Below are 16,143 nucleotides of genomic sequence, written 5' to 3'. Positions count from 1 at the left end.
TCTATCATCGCCGGATTGAGGGAGCGTCAACAGACGTCGTTGCCGGGGCGCTTACTACTGAAGCGTTCTCGGAGAGTGGGCAAATCCGTCTGGAGACCATGCCAGCACGCCATCATCGCAAGGCACGCCAGACCGCATTCTGCTGACTCGGTCTGGCGGATAACGGGAAGCTGTCTTCTCCCTGTCCAGTTTAGTGTTCCCATTACAATTTTCCTTTCAGGCTCCAGAGCGGCTCTGTCAGCCACTCCCATAAATGTCGAGTATCCAGACTGACATCCCCCTCAAGGGTCATACCGGGGCGGAGGGCTTCTTTTTTTCCATAGGCCAGGATAAAGGTGTTATCAGGGACGACAATGACACGGTAGTGCCCTTCATTCTCCTTCCAAGTGACAGGAGATATGGAGAGTAAATCCGAAGGAGTCAGCGTTGTACGGCTGATTTCATGTATTGTTCCGTACTGAACACCAAACTTCTGATAAGGGAAGGCTGCGAACCGCAAAGCCACACGCTGCCCTGGCTGGATGAATCCGGCATTCTGACTCGTGGCATACAGTTCAATCTGCAGACTTGCATTGTCCGGTACCACCGTCATCACCGGCTCTGATGCTCTGACAGACTGCCCCTGCCTGACCAGCACAGTTGCAACAGTGCCGGATACCGGCGACGTCAGGGTTAGATTCTCCTGTCCGGACAGTTCGTCCTGCTGTTGCCTGATCTCCTGCAGTTGTCTGCCTAGTTCGGCGTTTCGGCTTTCGCCCTGGACATTGAGGTGATTGAGATCGTCTTCAGCGGTTTTGAGTGTGGTACGTAACTGCAGTACACCCTGCCGCTGATCCTCTGCGTTTTGCTGTGCTGCGGAGACGTCGATCTGTTTCTGCTGGAATTCGATTTCAGAAACGTAATGCGTGCCAGCCAGTATTTCATAACGTCTCATGACTCCGGTCGCCAACTGAACCTGCCGTTCAGCCAGCATCAGACGTTGCTCTGCACTTTTAACCTGTGAATGCAGGAAAGCAATGCGCTGCCGCACTGCTTCCTGCTGTTGCTGGTTATCCCGCACCTCGGAAGCTTGCTGAGAGGCCAGCAGGGCATACTGTGTTTTCAGGGAGAGATTCATGGCAGCCAGCGTACCGGTTCCCTGCCCGTTAAAATGTTCACCGCTGATATGATACAGAGGCTCGCCAGCTACCACGTACTGCCCTTCTGATACCGCCACTCGGGTAACATATCCGTTATATTGAGGTGTTATTTTTATCAGTCCGGAGGATGGCATTACTATACCGGTGAGATGTGCCTTACGAGTATAACTGGCTGAATATACGAATATTATTATGCACGGGAGCGTCAGTATAGTCACTGAAGAAAATACAGTTAAGGAAAAGGATGCGGGTAAGATAATGGTCCCGTACTCGTTATCACTATGATAGTTAAGCGCTTCGTCCCTGAATATTTTCATTTTAAAAAACATTTAAATTAGACAATAAAATTACGAAGCAATTCATAAATGAATGTAAAATAATTGATGGCAACAAACTTCCAGATTTCAATCTTGCAAAAGAAAATATAAGAGAAACAACAAACAGTACAGTAAAATCAAGCGCACTAGAATATTGGGTATGCATCCCACAAAAAACTGCAGATGATAACATCACGGGCCAAATAACATTACCTTTGAATATGCCACTAAAAAAATCAATTAGACAACCTCTGTAGATACATTCTTCAGAGAAAGGTATGATAAAGATGGCAAATAAATAAGGGATGATATGGTCAGTTGAAATATGAAACACCCCAAAGTTTGGTTCTCGCTTTACATAAAAGATGATTTGAATAAAAATTATCAAAACTAAAAATTTAAATAAAAGCATTTTACTGCCGAGTTTCAAACAGCATTTATAGATGTAAGAAATAACCCAAGCGCCAAGGATGCCTTCTGTAATATACATTGCGTACAATGATTTTTCCAGACCAATCCACCTTGTAGTCAGAAGAGGTAGTGAAGTAATTGCAATGGAAAAAAGAACTGGCACCAGATAAAATATTATGTTCTTCCTGAAGTCCACGCCGCATCCTTAAATTTTATCCAATCATATACAGGGTTAGATGTGTCAATACATTGCAGACAAGCACACATGCAAGGTAGAAATTTCTACTGGGTTTTATATCCAGTTACTCGAATATAGAGTCGAATCCCCCATCTGGTTATGGCTAAAAGGACGATAATCATGACCATGAACTTTGCAATCGTTTCACTGCGCGATGCTGCATTGAGGTCAAGAACGTTAGCGAAATTCAATAGTCCAAAACCAAGTATGAAAAGGAGTAAATACGTTAAGAAATATATAATTTTTTTCATAAATAACATAGCCAAAAGAAAGACGTTAATAATCCCACTATTACTGCATCATCATGAATCACACAATGGCTAATAAATCAGCCAGTCAGAATGATTATAGTGGGATTTAGTGTAATTATTTTTTTAAGTCAAAATTACCAGCGACACTGACCAGTAAAGTCACTGGATTTCTGATTACTACCTTTGCAATCTGCCTTGCTACTAAAACTATCCTTGGTACACTGACCGGCAATGGCCCCGCCAATAACGCCAGCAGCCATACCAAGTGGTCCGCCAGGAGAACCAGCAACTAAACCCCCGATAATTCCAGCACCGCAGGAGTCAACGCCATTATAAATATTACTATTTTTGGAGCCTGAATTTTTTGAACCCGAATTTGAACTAGAGCTGCGGTCATGATCTCCTGCGTTTCCACCACCACTCACCTGAGCTACTTCAAAGAAACTTAACTCTCTGATACTTGACATAAAATCCCTCTTTTTCTAGGTTTTGCATTTTGTGCGCTTTGACTATTGCACGCAATAAAAGTGTGTGAAAAGCTAATGATTGTAAACATTTGTAAGTTTGAGTTTAATTAACAGCATTAAGATTTAAAAGATGCTGCTCGCTCAACCCCGTTATTTTTACAACTACTTATCTTTGTAGGCGTACGTTTCTGGGTAACTTATAAAGATTGCAGCCAGAATCAATCTCAAAATGGGATTGGTGCGTAACATGTTTTATTATGTAGTTAAACCTTATTCTAACATTTTGTGCTGGATGTAGCAGATAGCAGGAGTTAAGCTGTTTAAGTTATTTTAGTGTGCAGAAAATTCGCAACTCTTTGAAATGGCTACATTTATCATAATTTCAATGGGTTAGGCCGAAACGTTTAACGGACATCTACGGACGTGCACGGTCTTTTTGGTGCCCCTATCGATGTCCCTTCTTTCTAAATGCCCCCAAAATCCCCCTTTGCGTAGCTCCTTCCAGTTTGTCCACGACCCGCTTTACCGCCTCTCTGACTTCCATCATCATGCTCCTGTTTCAAAATCATAAAGGGTTGAGCTGGGCCACCCCCTGGCTGAAGAAGTCACCCAACATTATTCCGGCTTTCTGGTAACGATGGCCATCCTTCCAGATTTTATCCAGGCACTTTATGCGGCGTTAATGATTTTGGGGAAGACAAAAGCGGACAAAAAACCGGGCATCGCGCCCGGTTCTGTTCCCATACTAAAAAAGCCCTTAAGCACTCAATCCACGATTCTCCAGCATCGGTTCAATCCTCGGATCGTGCCCACGCCACTGGCGGTAAAGTTCAGCTAAATCACTACTGTTCCCGCGCGACAAAATCGCCTCGCGGAATTTTTGCCCGTTTTCGCGAGTCAAACCACCCTGCTCAACAAACCACTGGTAGCCATCGTCTGCCAGCATCTGCGTCCACAGGTAGGCGTAATACCCCGCTGCGTAGCCACCGCCGAAGATATGGGCGAAGTAGCTGCTGCGATAGCGCGGTGGAACGGCGGGCAGATCCAGTCCCTCTTTGTGCAGTGCTGCCGCTTCAAAGGTGTCAACATCGTCCACGGGTTCGCTGATGCCGTGCCAGTTCATATCCAGCAGCGCAGCGCTAAGCAGCTCGGTCATGTCATAACCTTTATTAAACTGCGTCGCGTTAAGCATTTTATCGCGCAGCGCCTCCGGCATCGGCTCTCCGGTCTGATAGTGGCGGGCATAGTGGGCAAACACCTGCGGGTGGCTCGCCCAGTGCTCGTTGATTTGCGATGGGAACTCGACAAAATCACGCGGCGTATTGGTGCCGGAGAGGGAGGCGTAGCGCTGGCTGGCAAACAGACCGTGCAGCGTATGACCAAACTCGTGGAACAGGGTGACCACATCGTCCCAGGAGATCAGCGCCGTCTGACCGTTAGCCGGTTTTTGATAGTTGCAGACATTGTAAATAACCGGGCGCGAGGCAAACTCATACGATTGCTCGACGAAATTCCCCATCCACGCCCCACCGGCTTTCGATTCGCGGGCAAAGAAATCACCGTAGAACAGCGCCATCCCTTCGCCGGTATGGTCGAAAATTTCCCACACGCGGACATCAGGATGGTAAACCGGAATATCGAAACGCTCGACAAAGCGGAGGCCAAACAGCTGGCTTGCAGCCCAGAATACGCCATCCTGCAACACCGTGTTGAGCGCAAAGTACGGCTTGATTTGCGACTCGTCGAGGGCATATTTCGCCTGGCGCACGCGCTCGGCATAAAAAGCCCAGTCCCACGCCTGCACGGTGAACCCGGCCTGCTCGTCATCAATCACTTTTTGGATATCGGCTTGCTCAAGCGTCGCTCGAGTGCGTGCAGCGGGCACAATACCGCGCATAAAAGCCAACGCGGCGGCTGGTGTTTTCGCCATTTGATCGGCGATACTCCAGCTTGCGTAGTCCTCAAACCCCAACAATTTTGCCTGACGCGCACGCAACGCGGTGAGACGCAGGATCAGTGCCCGGGTATCGTTTTCATCCCCTTTCTGGGTACGCGTCCAGCCCGCGTTAAACAAATTTTCCCGCGTCTGACGATCACGCAGCGCGGAAAGTGCGGGTTGTTGAGTGGTATTCAGCAGCGGAATCAACCAGCGATCGTTCAGCCCTTTCTCCGCGGCGGCATGGGCAGCCGTCGCAATCTCGTCAGGACTGAGTCCATCAAGCTGATGTGCATAATCCACGACCAGCCCACCGGCTTTGGTGGCGGCCAGCAGACGCTGATTAAACTGGCTGGTGAGGGTCGCCGCCTCGGTATTCAGCGCTTTCAGCTCCGCTTTTTCTGCATCATTCAGCCGCGCACCGGCCAGCACAAAGTGCTGGTACGTCTCTTCTGCCAGCCGACGGGATTCGGCGTCCAGCGCAGCACAATCCTGCCAGACGCTCTCCACGCGAGAGAACAGCGTGTCGTTAAGCCAGATATCGTTCGCCAGGGCAGCAAGCTCGGTAGAGATCTGCTCTTCAAGCGCCTGTAAGTCATCATTGGTGTGCGCAGAGGTCATGGCGAAGAAAACGCTGCTGACACGCGAGAGCATGGCACCGCTTTTTTCGAGCGCCAGCACGGTATTGTTGAAATCGGGGGCGGCCGTTTGCGCGACAATCGCGTCAATTTCGGCTCGCTTCTGGCGTATCGCTTCATCGAATGCCGGGCGGTAGTGGCCGTCGTTGATTTCGTCGAATCGGGGTGCCTGATAAGGCAACAGGCTGCTTTCAAAAAAGGGATTAGTGGCCGACATCTTTCACTCCTGAGTACGGTTATCTTCCCAGAGTAGGCCAGGCCGCCACTGCCTGCAATGCCGTCATACAAATGTTGCCTTAACGCATCCTTCGCGGCCGTGCTATGTTAGTACAACACAAAAAGCGTTGAGGAACAGTGAGATGATTATTTTAGTTACCGGGGCAACGGCAGGTTTTGGTGAAAGCATCACGCGTCGCTTCGTCGCCAACGGGCATAAGGTGATTGCGACGGGTCGTCGTCAGGAGCGTCTGCAGGAGCTGAAAGATGAGCTGGGTGACAGCATCCTGACCGCGCAGCTTGATGTCCGTAACCGTGCCGCCATCGAAGAGATGATTGCTAACCTGCCGGCCGAATGGCGTGCCATTGACCTGCTGGTCAACAATGCCGGTCTGGCGCTCGGTATGGAGCCTGCCCACAAAGCCAGCGTCGAAGACTGGGAAAACATGATCGACACAAACAACAAAGGGCTGGTGTACATGACCCGCGCCGTGCTGCCAGGCATGGTTGAGCGCAATCGCGGCCACATTATTAACATCGGTTCGACCGCAGGAAGCTGGCCTTATGCGGGCGGTAATGTTTATGGCGCGACCAAAGCCTTCGTGCGTCAGTTCAGCCTTAACCTGCGTACCGATCTGCACGGCACCGCCATTCGCGTGACCGATATTGAGCCGGGCCTGGTAGGCGGAACCGAATTTTCCAACGTTCGGTTTAAAGGTGATGACGCGAAAGCAGGCAAAACCTACGAGAATGCGAACGCCCTGACGCCGGAAGATGTCACCGAAGCGGTCTGGTGGGTGGCAACGCTGCCAAAACACGTCAACATTAATACGGTAGAAATGATGCCAGTCAGCCAGAGTTTTGGCGGACTTAGCGTCCATCGTGGCTAACATTGCCCTTCCCGGCCTGCGGGCCGGGTCTGTTTCAGGCCATAAAAGAATGGTAGTATGTTCAGGCTAACTCTCTGAGAAATGACAACTCATGGCCGCTGAATCGCAACTCAATCCTACCCAGCCCGTAAACCAGCAAATCTATCGCATTTTGCGACGTGATATTGTCCATTGCCTGATCCCACCCGGAACGCCGCTCTCTGAAAAAGAGGTGTCCGTGCGGTTTGACGTGTCCCGCCAGCCCGTGCGTGAGGCGTTTATCAAGCTTGCAGAAAACGGTCTGATTCAGATCCGCCCGCAGCGCGGCAGCTATGTGAACAAAATCTCGCTCTCCCAGGTGCGTAACGGCTGTTTTGTCCGTCAGGCCATTGAGTGCGCGGTGGCGCGCCGTGCCGCATCCTTGATTGATGACAACCAGTGCTACCTGCTGGAGCAAAACCTGCATCAGCAGCGTATTGCGATTGACCGCAAACAGCTCAACGACTTCTTCCAGCTTGATGACGAGTTTCACCAGAAGCTGGCGCAAATTGCAGACTGTCAACTGGCCTGGGACACGATTGAAAACATCAAAGCCACCATCGACCGCGTGCGCTATATGAGCCTCGACCACGTCTCACCACCGGAAATGTTGCTACGACAGCATCATGATATTTTCAGTGCGCTGGAAAAACGCGATCAGGACGGTGTAGAAAAAGCGATGACGCTGCACCTGCAGGAAATCAGCGAATCCGTACAGTTAATTCGTCAGGAAAACAGCGACTGGTTTAGCGAAGAGTAAAATACGCCGCCCCCGTTTCGGTTGCGGCGAAGAGATTAGCGAACCACCAGCACCGGAATACTCGCATAGCGCAGGATAGATTCCGCATTTGAACCGAGCAGATGGGTGCTGATGCTCGGGTTTTTCGACCCGATGACGATCACGTCATATTCCCCTTCTTTGCTCAGTTTGATAATTTCGTCACGCACGTTGCCAAAGCAGACCAGGCTGTGGATATTCTCCCCGGGGAGATCAAACAGCCTTTTTAGCTCGTTCATTTTCTTCCCGGATTCAGCGGTCATAAACGCTTCAAACTTTTTGATATCGGCGTTGAATCCGCGCAGCAACGAGCGGCTGCTGTTGGGGAGAATGTTCACCAGCGTAATCGACGCACCTTCCGCCTTTGCAAGGTTGGCCGCGTGGCGAACCGCTTTGTCGCTCAATTCCATTTCAAATACATCAACAGGCATTAAAATCTTCTTATACATAAGCCTGACTCCTTATTCCTGTGAAAGGGGTATTCCCTGCTCCAAGAATGACAGCCGGAATATAAACAAACCCTAAACGCTTGCCTGCAGAAACTATCAATAAAGGAAAATAAATGTGGGCTTTGTAAATTGCTGTCGTGAACCGTCAGCACCCACCAATATTGAGAAAAAAGTGTGAGTTTGATCAAAAACAAAAAAATGAGATGCAGACAGGCGTATTTATAGTGCCCCGTGAACGGTGAAACCTGAAATAGCGCCGTAACGGATAAGTGAGAGAGGAGAAAATACCATGATGACATACGACCGTAACCGTAACGCAATTACCACCGGCAGCCGTGTAATGATCAATGGCACAGGACACACCGGCGTGATTAAAGCGATCCACAGCGAAGGGCTGGATGCCGCGCAGGTGCGTCGCAGCAAAACGGTAGAAGTGGAAGGTTGCGAAGGTAAGTTCGAACCGATTGAACTGATTCGCCTGGGTATGCACTGATTCGTGCGACATCATGCCGCCGCATGCGGCGGCATGTGATGACTTAGCAGTTCGCCGCGTACTCTGCGACCGTGGCTTTTGCACCTTTTTGCAGTAACGCCTGGTAAGCACGCATTACCGCATCCACAAAGACGGTTTCATGCGGGAGTTCTTTGCCAAAAATGGCCTCAATGCCCAGCAGCGCCTTCACCCGGACTTCGCCCTCAGCACTTCCCTTCACCGCCGCCTGAATGACCGCCAGCTGCGGGTCGCTCACGTCGATAGCGTTGCCCTGCTCATCGACACCACCGACATACCGCATCCAGCCTGCAATGCCTAATGCCAACAGCGGGAAGCTTTTTTGATGCACCAGATGCCAGCGCACGGAATCGAGCATACGCTGCGGGAGCTTCTGGCTGCCGTCCATCGCGATTTGCCAGGTACGGTGACGTAACGCCGGGTTGCTGTAGCGGGCAATCAACAGGTCAGCATAGTGGCCTAAATCAACGCCTTTCACTTTTAAGGTCGGCGCCTGCTCGTTCAGCATCAGCGCATGGGCGGCAGTACGGTAGTGCGCGTCTTCCATGCAGTCGTTGATATGCGGGTACCCCGCCAGATAGCCAAGATACGCGAGGAAAGAGTGACTGCCGTTAAGCATGCGCAGCTTCATCTCTTCAAACGGAATGACGTCTGAAACCAGCTCCGCCCCGGCCTTTTCCCACTGTGGACGGCCTGCAACAAAGTTGTCCTCGATCACCCACTGACGGAACGGTTCGCACGCCACGCCTGCCGGGTCACGAACGCCAGTCAGCTGTTCAATTTTATCCAGCGTCTCCGGTGTAACCGCGGGAACAATACGATCCACCATGGTGGACGGGAAAGTGACGCTGGATTCAATCCAGTCTGCCAGCTCGCCGTCAACCGCGCGGGCATAAGCGCAGGTCACATTACGCATGACGTGACCGTTCTCCGGCATATTGTCACAGGACATGACGCTAAACGCGGGCAGCCCGGCAGCTTTGCGTCGCGCGAGTGCTTCCACCACCACACCCGGCGCAGATTTCGGCTGATGCGGGTTTTTCAGGTCGGCGGCGATTAACGGGTGATCGAGCATCAGTTTCCCGGTCGCCGGCGAGTGGCAATATCCCTTTTCAGTAATGGTGAGCGAGACAATCGCCACCTGCGGCTCACACAGTGCGGCCAGCACGCGTTCCAGCCCGTCAACCTGTGCATGCAGTGCGTTCCTGACTACGCCCACCACCCGCGATGTCCACGCATCGGCAGACATTTCCGCCACGGTGTAGAGATGATCCTGTGCATTCAGATCGGCAATCTGCTGTTCACCGCCAATCAGGTTTACCTCACAGTAACCCCAGTCGCTGTTGTGCTCCACGGCGAGAATGTCGGCGTACACCGCCTGATGCGCACGGTGAAATGCGCCAAACCCTAAATGAACAATGCGTGCCTTGAGGCGATCGCGATCGTACTGAGGAAGCGTCGCTTTCGCCTGTAATAACCGGTTTTCCGTGATTAAGACTCGTTAAGTTATGTACGCTGGGATTCGCTGCCGCTCTATATGAGCAGCAGCGCCTGCTGACTACACCAACTAGAATGGCAGTCGGGGTAAAAAAGAACTGCCATTAACCATACTGATCCTGCAGTTTGAGATTTTGATTTACATTAACTTTTACGCATGTGGTGTGACATGAATATAAAGTTGTGTGACAGGTCACTAAAGATATAAACCATTACCGCCGCGATGAAACCGCCCCATAGCCAACGGAATCACGTGCCGGCCCCTCCGCCGCATCTTCCGCCACGCTCAAATCACGATCGCAGACCTCTGGCATGCAGATGGCGGCGATCAGCCCAATCACGGAGTAGGCGATCATCATGGCGACAATTGGCCACCAGGAACCGGTCATATTGCAGAAGATCCCGGCGAGCACTGGCCCAAAGCCTACCGCCACCAGCCCGCCCGCCTCTTTTGAGATAGCCATCCGGGTAAAGCGGTTACGCGAGCCAAACATTTCCGCCATCGTGATGTTTTCCAGGGCGAACAGTCCCAGTACGGCGAAATTATGGATAACGATGATGGAAAGCATGATCACACCCGGCGCATAGCTCTTATCAACGATAATCGACAGCATCGGGTACGCCAGAATAATGGCGGAGATATTGAGCAGAATGTACGGCAGACGACGCCCTACTTTATCGGAGAGCCAGCCCAACAGCGGGATAGAGATAAACCCGAGAATTGAGCTTATCATCAGCGCATCCGTGGGGATCGCTTTATCGAACAGCAGCGTCTGAACCAGATACCCGGCAAGAAACGTCTGGATCAGTCCCGAATTCCCCGCCTGACCAAAACGCAGCCCGGTTGCCAGCCAGAAGGACTTACTCTTCACCATCGCTGCAAATGATAAATCGTGTTTTGTCACCGGTGCGGTTGTCTCAGCCTCGTTCACTTTTTCAAATACCGGGCTCTCCTTGAGGTTCATTCGCAGCCAGATGGCGAAGATCATTACCACCACGCTTGCAAGAAACGGTACACGCCAGCCCCAGGCAACCAACTGTTCGCGGTCGAGGGCGAAGAACATAATTGCCCAGATAGCCGTTGCACTTAGCGTCCCGCAGTTGGTGCCCATCGCCACCAGCGAGGAGATAATGCCCCGTTTCCCTTTAGGGGCGTACTCCGCCAGCATGGTCCCGGCGCCGGAGATTTCAGCCCCTGCTCCCAGCCCCTGGATGATACGCAGCGTCACTAACAGGACGGGCGCGAAAATCCCAATCTGCGCGTAGGTCGGCAAGACCCCGATCAGGGTCGTGCAGATCCCCATCATAGTAATGGTGATAAACAGCACCTTTTTACGGCCAATGCTGTCGCCCATTCGCCCGAAGATAAAGGCGCCGACAATGCGCGCGATATAGCCTGCGCCGTACGTCCCCATCGCCAGAATCAGCGCCATTGCGGCCGATTGTTCCGGGAAGAAGATCTCATGGAATACCAGTGCGGCCCCCAGCGAATAGAGCTGGAAATCCATAAACTCCAGTGCGGTACCCAGCCAGCCGGAAACGGCGGCTTTCACCAGATCTGAAGTCGTTCTTTGTGGTTGTGTTTGCGTCATAATGGCTATCTCTGCAAGGTAAGATGCGTACCACTCAGAGCCTGTCTGCGCAGGCTCTTAACCGCGTGAATTATTATTGCCCGAACGTGAGTAAGACTTTGCAGCACTGCCGCTGATCTTTTTCAAACCGTTCGATGGCGTCTGTTACGTGGTGATAGTCAAAAGTGTGGGTGATCAGTTTGTCCGGGTCGATCAGCCCCTTTTCCAGCCAGTCGATGACGACGGGGAATTTGTTGGCATTCAGCCGTGATGAGAATATCGCCAGCTCTTTTCCGGTGATCCCCTGCTGAACAATCTGGCTTGGGTCGCTGGAAAACCCCATCAGCACGATGCGTGCCGCCGGAGAGGCAATGGTGATGGCTTCCTGTAAAATTGTCGGATGACAGGCTGCGTCAATAATAAGCGTTGGTTTGATCCCTTTTTCTTCCAGCGCCGCCTGTAACGACAGCTCCGCGTTGTTGAACACCCAGTCCGCGCCGCTGCGTTGCGCCATCGCCAGCCGTTCATTGATCCGATCGACAACGATAACCTGCTTCACCTTATAGACACCTTTCAGCGCCTGGAGGGTGACAAGCCCCATGGGGCCTGCGCCGTAGATCAGGGCGATATCCTGCCCGGTGGGTTGTGCGTGGCCCGTCACGTTAGCGGCAATCGTGAACGGCTCGATCATTACCGCGTGTTTATCAGGAATAGCATCCGGAACAACCCAGGCATTTTTTGCCGGTACGACGGCATACTCACTAAAGCCTCCGTCGCGATGAACACCCAGCACCACCAGAGAGGTACAGACATTGGGTTTGCCCACGGAGCACGGATAGCAGTGTCCGCAGCTGATCACCGGGTCAACCGAGACGCGCTCGCCCACGCGGGCCGGGTCAACTCCCTCACCAACGGCATCAATCTCACCAAAAAATTCATGCCCAATCACGCGCGGGTATCGGGCAAACGGATTATGCCCGCGGTAAATATGGCTGTCTGAACCGCAAATACCGGCCAGTTTGACGTTGACGCGCACTTCACCTGCCGCGGGTTCCGGGAGTGGACGATCTTCAATCACCAATGCGTTGGGTTGTTGAATCACTACGCTTTTCATCGTTCGCTCCTCGTTTACCAGTTCCACAACGTGCCATCTTCGAGACGGGCAACCGGAAGATAGGCAGGATCGTACGGGTATTTCGCCGCCAGTTTTTCGTCAAATTCAATACCCAGCCCGGGTTTGTCGCCCGGATGCATATAGCCATTATCAAAGCGCCAGCTGTGCGGGAAGACCTCCAGCATTTGTTCGGAGTAACCCATATATTCCTGTACACCAAAGTTTGGCACCCACAGGTCAAAATGCAGCGCGGCGGCGTGGCAAACAGGCGACAGATCCGACGGTCCATGTGAGCCGGTACGCACCTGATAAAGCGAGGCGAAGTCCGCGATGCGCCGCATGCCGGTGATGCCGCCCGCGTGGGTAATGGTGGTGCGGATATAGTCGATAAGCTGCTCTTCAATAAGCTGCTTGCAGTCCCAGATGCTGTTAAACACTTCTCCAACCGCAATCGGCGTGACCGTGTGCTGACGGATCAGACGGAAGCAGGCCTGGTTTTCCGCAGGCGTAGGATCTTCCATCCAGAACATACGGAATGCTTCAATGCTCTTACCGAATCGCGCCGCCTCAATCGGGGTCAAACGGTGGTGCATGTCGTGCAAAAGATGCTCATTAAAGCCAAACTTATTGCGCACCGCATCGAACAGCTTCGGTGTGAAATCGAGGTATTTTTCGGTGGACCAGAGCTGCTCTTCCGGCCAGTCACCTTTAGTGGCGGGCTCGTAGGCCAGCCCTTTTCCTTTCGACATGCCATAGGTGGTTTTCATACCCGGCACGCCGCACTGAACGCGGATCGCCTTAAAGCCCATCTCTTTATGCCGGGCGTAATCTTCCAGCACGTCATCAATGGAGTGTCCGGTGGTATGACAATAGACCATCACCCCTTCCCGGGATGCGCCGCCCAGCAGCTGGTAGAGCGGCATATTGGCCGCTTTGGCTTTGATATCCCACAGTGCCATATCCACGGCGGAAATGGCCGACATGGTGACCGGACCACGACGCCAGTAGGCGCCTTTATAGAAGAACTGCCAGATATCCTCAATGCGGTGCGCATCACGGCCGATCAACTGCGGGCAGAGGTGATCTTTCAGATAAGAGGCCACCGAAAGTTCACGTCCGTTGAGGGTGGCATCACCCAGGCCGACGATGCCCTCGTCGGTGGTAATTTTAAGGGTGACAAAGTTACGCCCCGGGCAGGTAACAAAGACTTCAGCCCCGACAATCTTCATAATCCATTTCCTTACATCGCTCATTGTGATGCTGGAAACTTACTCTTCTGCACTACTACCATACAAGTATAATGATCATAAAATCAGCGAACGGTCACAAAAAAATCGGGCGCTCAGGCGCGCCCCCATCCGGCAACAATAATCAACATGCCGCACAGCGCAACCAGCGCCCCGGCCCAGTCATACGCGCTGAGCTTCACACCATCCACCATGCGTAACCACAGCAGCGCGGTACAGACATAAACGCCACCATAAGCGGCGTAGACGCGCCCGCTGGCCGCCGGGTGCAGCGTCAACAGCCAGACAAACAGGGCCAGCGCAATGCCCGCCGGGATCAGCAGGAAGACGGTTGCCCCCTTCTTCAGCCATAGCCACGGAAGGAAGCAGCCGATGATTTCACACAGCGCGGTGGCAAAAAAAAGCAGAGTGGTTTTGAGCATATTTACGGTCATGTGATGATTTATTTAGACATCATACCTGATGATATCGTTTACTTTTCCATACCCGTGCCGCGGGTATGCCGTTATTTCTCTTTGGTGTAGAATCTGAACGGGATAACTTAATTATCTGCGCCCATTTAAAAGGAAACGCTATGACTACATTAAGCAAACGCCTTTGTCTGACAGCCCTGCTGGCGCTGTCATCGTTCGCCTTTGCCGCCTCTGCCACCGCCGAAACCAGCAAACTCATTATTGAGTCTGGCGACAGCGCGCAAAGCCGTCAGAACGCCGCGATGGACAAAGAACAATGGAATGACACCCGTAGCCTTCGCCAGAAGGTGAACAAACGTGTTGAAAAAGAGTGGGACAAAGAAGATGTCGCTTTCGACGCGCGCGATAAGTGTCAGCAAAGTGCCAACGTTAACGCCTACTGGGAGCCAAATACCCTGCGCTGCCTGGATCGTCGTACTGGCCGCACGGTAGCGCCATAATGTCAGTGCAGTGTGACGTTAAGCTCCGCCCGCTGGAGCGTGAAGACCTGCGCTTCGTCCACCAGCTCGACAATAACGCCAGCGTGATGCGCTACTGGTTCGAAGAGCCTTACGAGGCGTTTGTTGAGCTGTCGGATCTCTACGATAAGCACATTCACGATCAAAGCGAACGCCGTTTTGTCGTGGAGTGTGAAGGTGAAAAAGCCGGTCTGGTGGAACTGGTTGAGATCAACCACGTTCATCGTCGGGCAGAATTCCAGATTATCATTTCACCTGAGCATCAGGGGAAAGGTCTTGCCACGCGGGCGGCGAAGCTGGCGATGGATTACGGATTCAACGTCCTGAATCTCTACAAGCTTTATCTCATCGTGGATAAAGAGAACGAGAAAGCGATCCATATCTACCGCAAGCTGGGCTTTATGGTGGAAGGCGAACTGGTTCACGAGTTCTTTATCAACGGTGAATACCGCAACACCATTCGCATGTGCATCTTCCAGCATCAGCACCTGGCCGGACACAAACCGTCAGGCGCCAGCCTGCTGAAACCCACCGCGCAGTAACCTGCGCGGCTTTTTCTCAGTAGTATTCAATACTGTTCTTAATGGTGTACTTGCGCTCAACGGCGGGCTTCACGCTGTTGTCGGTGATCGTCAGATCGCAACTCACCGGATTATTGTGCCGATCGTAATCACAGCTCTGATTGACGTTGCCCAGCGGCTTGTCATTCAGCATGCTCACGGCGGAGTAATCCATTCTTTTGCGAAGATCTTTAGACGGCGTCGACTGGACGGATAAATGCTGGTCCCCGGAGACGGTGGTTTTCCCCAGCGGATAGCCATCCGCATCATAGCGGTACTTCACTTCCATCTCTTTGCCGTGCGCCGCCACCACAAACCCGTTATCGTCGGTATCCCACGTTACGCCCGCCGACGGCAATTCGGCCAGCTGGCATTTCCCCTGCAGTTTCACTTTTCGCTGCTGGGTTTCCGCATCAAGGTAGTAATTAGCATCCAGTACCAGCGCCACGCCGGTATTGGCCTCGAGGTCGTGCAGTTCGAGGGTATCGAAACACCCTTCCGTCGACATCGTACCGGTTACCCGTTTGGAGACTTCACCTTTGTCATTGAACAGTGTCTGGGTGAAGTCTTTTACCGGGCCGCGCAGAGGGTCAAAATCAAATTCATTGGAGAAGCTCGCCATCTCGGGCGTAAACGACAGCGGCGCGGAAGGGTTGTCGCACCCCACCAGTGTTGCTGCCAGTAGCGTTATCGCTGCGTAGTTCTTCACATCATTTACCGAATCAGGGAGAGTATTCCCGATCATATTAGCAAATACCGTTGTTCACACGATAGCAAAATGTCAGGCGAAAAGAGACGTACAATCAATGCATTAATCTCTCTTGCCCTCTGCAAAACCTCGCCAGAACGAGAAGGCGCTGTGCCCTCTGTTGAACAGGAAACACACCTGCTTTGAGCGCATGGCGGATATTCTGTGGCATATTAACAACATGAAAACGCCGGCAGATTGCGCCATCTAACTTTT

Annotated in this window: 16 protein-coding genes and 2 pseudogenes; 5 read left to right on the top strand and 13 right to left on the bottom strand. The window is 52.2% G+C overall.

Annotation, left to right across the window (positions count from 1 at the left end; translation table 11 throughout):
* Positions 1-41: 41 nt before the first annotated feature.
* The 6 genes and pseudogenes from AAIR21_RS24010 to dcp all read right to left on the bottom strand — a co-directional run.
* Positions 42-203 (bottom strand): annotated as a pseudogene (locus AAIR21_RS24010) (cysteine peptidase family C39 domain-containing protein); the annotation flags it as partial.
* Positions 203-1,456 (bottom strand): HlyD family secretion protein, encoded by a 1,254-nt coding sequence (locus AAIR21_RS24005; RefSeq protein ID WP_434682404.1) that lies wholly within the window; start codon positions 1,454-1,456, stop codon positions 203-205. The pseudogene AAIR21_RS24010 and the gene AAIR21_RS24005, both read right to left, overlap by 1 nt.
* A gap of 1 nt (position 1,457) precedes the next feature.
* Positions 1,458-2,063: a CPBP family intramembrane glutamic endopeptidase gene (locus AAIR21_RS24000; protein ID WP_113656159.1), complete on the bottom strand. Its 606-nt coding sequence runs from the start codon at positions 2,061-2,063 to the stop codon at positions 1,458-1,460.
* 427 nt (positions 2,064-2,490) lie between these two features.
* Positions 2,491-2,823, bottom strand: coding sequence for a hypothetical protein (locus AAIR21_RS23995; RefSeq protein ID WP_127913522.1), 333 nt, complete (start codon positions 2,821-2,823; stop codon positions 2,491-2,493).
* A 574-nt stretch (positions 2,824-3,397) separates the two neighbouring features.
* Positions 3,398-3,496: pseudogene (locus tag AAIR21_RS23990) on the bottom strand (hypothetical protein); the annotation flags it as partial.
* Between the two features lie 84 nt (positions 3,497-3,580).
* Positions 3,581-5,614, bottom strand: coding sequence for a peptidyl-dipeptidase Dcp (gene dcp, locus AAIR21_RS23985; RefSeq protein ID WP_183516399.1), 2,034 nt, complete (start codon positions 5,612-5,614; stop codon positions 3,581-3,583).
* Between the two features lie 142 nt (positions 5,615-5,756).
* Here dcp and ydfG point away from each other — a divergent pair, with 142 nt between their 5' ends.
* Both ydfG and AAIR21_RS23975 read left to right on the top strand, forming a co-directional pair.
* Entirely contained in the window at positions 5,757-6,503 is a 747-nt protein-coding gene (ydfG, locus tag AAIR21_RS23980) for a bifunctional NADP-dependent 3-hydroxy acid dehydrogenase/3-hydroxypropionate dehydrogenase YdfG (RefSeq protein WP_068794576.1), read from the top strand.
* A 91-nt stretch (positions 6,504-6,594) separates the two neighbouring features.
* The gene (locus AAIR21_RS23975) at positions 6,595-7,281 is read left to right on the top strand and encodes a GntR family transcriptional regulator (RefSeq protein ID WP_014169893.1); all 687 of its coding nucleotides are present in this window, start codon (positions 6,595-6,597) and stop codon (positions 7,279-7,281) included.
* Positions 7,282-7,316: 35 nt separating this feature from the next.
* Here the strand turns inward: AAIR21_RS23975 and AAIR21_RS23970 are convergent, their stop codons facing one another.
* Positions 7,317-7,748: a universal stress protein gene (locus AAIR21_RS23970; RefSeq protein WP_014169892.1), complete on the bottom strand. Its 432-nt coding sequence runs from the start codon at positions 7,746-7,748 to the stop codon at positions 7,317-7,319.
* Positions 7,749-8,037: 289 nt separating this feature from the next.
* Between AAIR21_RS23970 and ydfZ the strand changes: the two genes are divergently transcribed.
* Entirely contained in the window at positions 8,038-8,241 is a 204-nt protein-coding gene (gene ydfZ, locus AAIR21_RS23965; protein WP_013096785.1) for a putative selenium delivery protein YdfZ, read from the top strand.
* Positions 8,242-8,284: 43 nt separating this feature from the next.
* On the opposite strand, the gene AAIR21_RS23960 is transcribed toward ydfZ, so the two are convergent.
* The 5 genes from AAIR21_RS23960 to AAIR21_RS23940 all read right to left on the bottom strand — a co-directional run bounded on the left by AAIR21_RS23960 (position 8,285) and on the right by AAIR21_RS23940 (position 14,110).
* A complete protein-coding gene (locus tag AAIR21_RS23960; protein ID WP_434682405.1) occupies positions 8,285-9,751 on the bottom strand; it encodes a mannitol dehydrogenase family protein in 1,467 nt (488 codons plus the stop codon).
* Positions 9,752-9,968: 217 nt separating this feature from the next.
* On the bottom strand, positions 9,969-11,348 hold the full coding sequence (locus AAIR21_RS23955; RefSeq protein WP_014169890.1) for an MFS transporter: 1,380 nt from the start codon (positions 11,346-11,348) through the stop codon (positions 9,969-9,971).
* A gap of 73 nt (positions 11,349-11,421) precedes the next feature.
* On the bottom strand, positions 11,422-12,441 hold the full coding sequence (locus tag AAIR21_RS23950) for a Zn-dependent oxidoreductase (protein ID WP_020884261.1): 1,020 nt from the start codon (positions 12,439-12,441) through the stop codon (positions 11,422-11,424).
* 14 nt (positions 12,442-12,455) lie between these two features.
* Positions 12,456-13,670: a starvation-sensing protein RspA gene (gene rspA / locus AAIR21_RS23945; protein ID WP_041162574.1), complete on the bottom strand. Its 1,215-nt coding sequence runs from the start codon at positions 13,668-13,670 to the stop codon at positions 12,456-12,458.
* A gap of 113 nt (positions 13,671-13,783) precedes the next feature.
* The gene (locus AAIR21_RS23940) at positions 13,784-14,110 is read right to left on the bottom strand and encodes a YnfA family protein (protein ID WP_183516402.1); all 327 of its coding nucleotides are present in this window, start codon (positions 14,108-14,110) and stop codon (positions 13,784-13,786) included.
* Between the two features lie 152 nt (positions 14,111-14,262).
* Here AAIR21_RS23940 and AAIR21_RS23935 point away from each other — a divergent pair, with 152 nt between their 5' ends.
* Both AAIR21_RS23935 and speG read left to right on the top strand, forming a co-directional pair.
* On the top strand, positions 14,263-14,601 hold the full coding sequence (locus AAIR21_RS23935) for a DUF1283 family protein (protein WP_020884264.1): 339 nt from the start codon (positions 14,263-14,265) through the stop codon (positions 14,599-14,601).
* The gene (gene speG, locus AAIR21_RS23930; protein WP_020884265.1) at positions 14,601-15,161 is read left to right on the top strand and encodes a spermidine N1-acetyltransferase; all 561 of its coding nucleotides are present in this window, start codon (positions 14,601-14,603) and stop codon (positions 15,159-15,161) included. Before AAIR21_RS23935 ends, speG begins: the two co-directional genes overlap by 1 nt.
* A gap of 16 nt (positions 15,162-15,177) precedes the next feature.
* Here speG and AAIR21_RS23925 read toward each other — a convergent pair whose 3' ends face one another.
* The gene (locus AAIR21_RS23925) at positions 15,178-15,924 is read right to left on the bottom strand and encodes a YnfC family lipoprotein (protein WP_032670404.1); all 747 of its coding nucleotides are present in this window, start codon (positions 15,922-15,924) and stop codon (positions 15,178-15,180) included.
* Positions 15,925-16,143: the final 219 nt, after the last annotated feature.

It is taken from the genome of Enterobacter sp. PTB (genome assembly GCF_051130085.1).
Lineage (GTDB): Bacteria > Pseudomonadota > Gammaproteobacteria > Enterobacterales > Enterobacteriaceae > Enterobacter > Enterobacter ludwigii.
The sequence above is the reverse complement of the archived record's forward strand: the minus strand, read 5'-3'. Positions and strand labels throughout refer to the sequence as shown.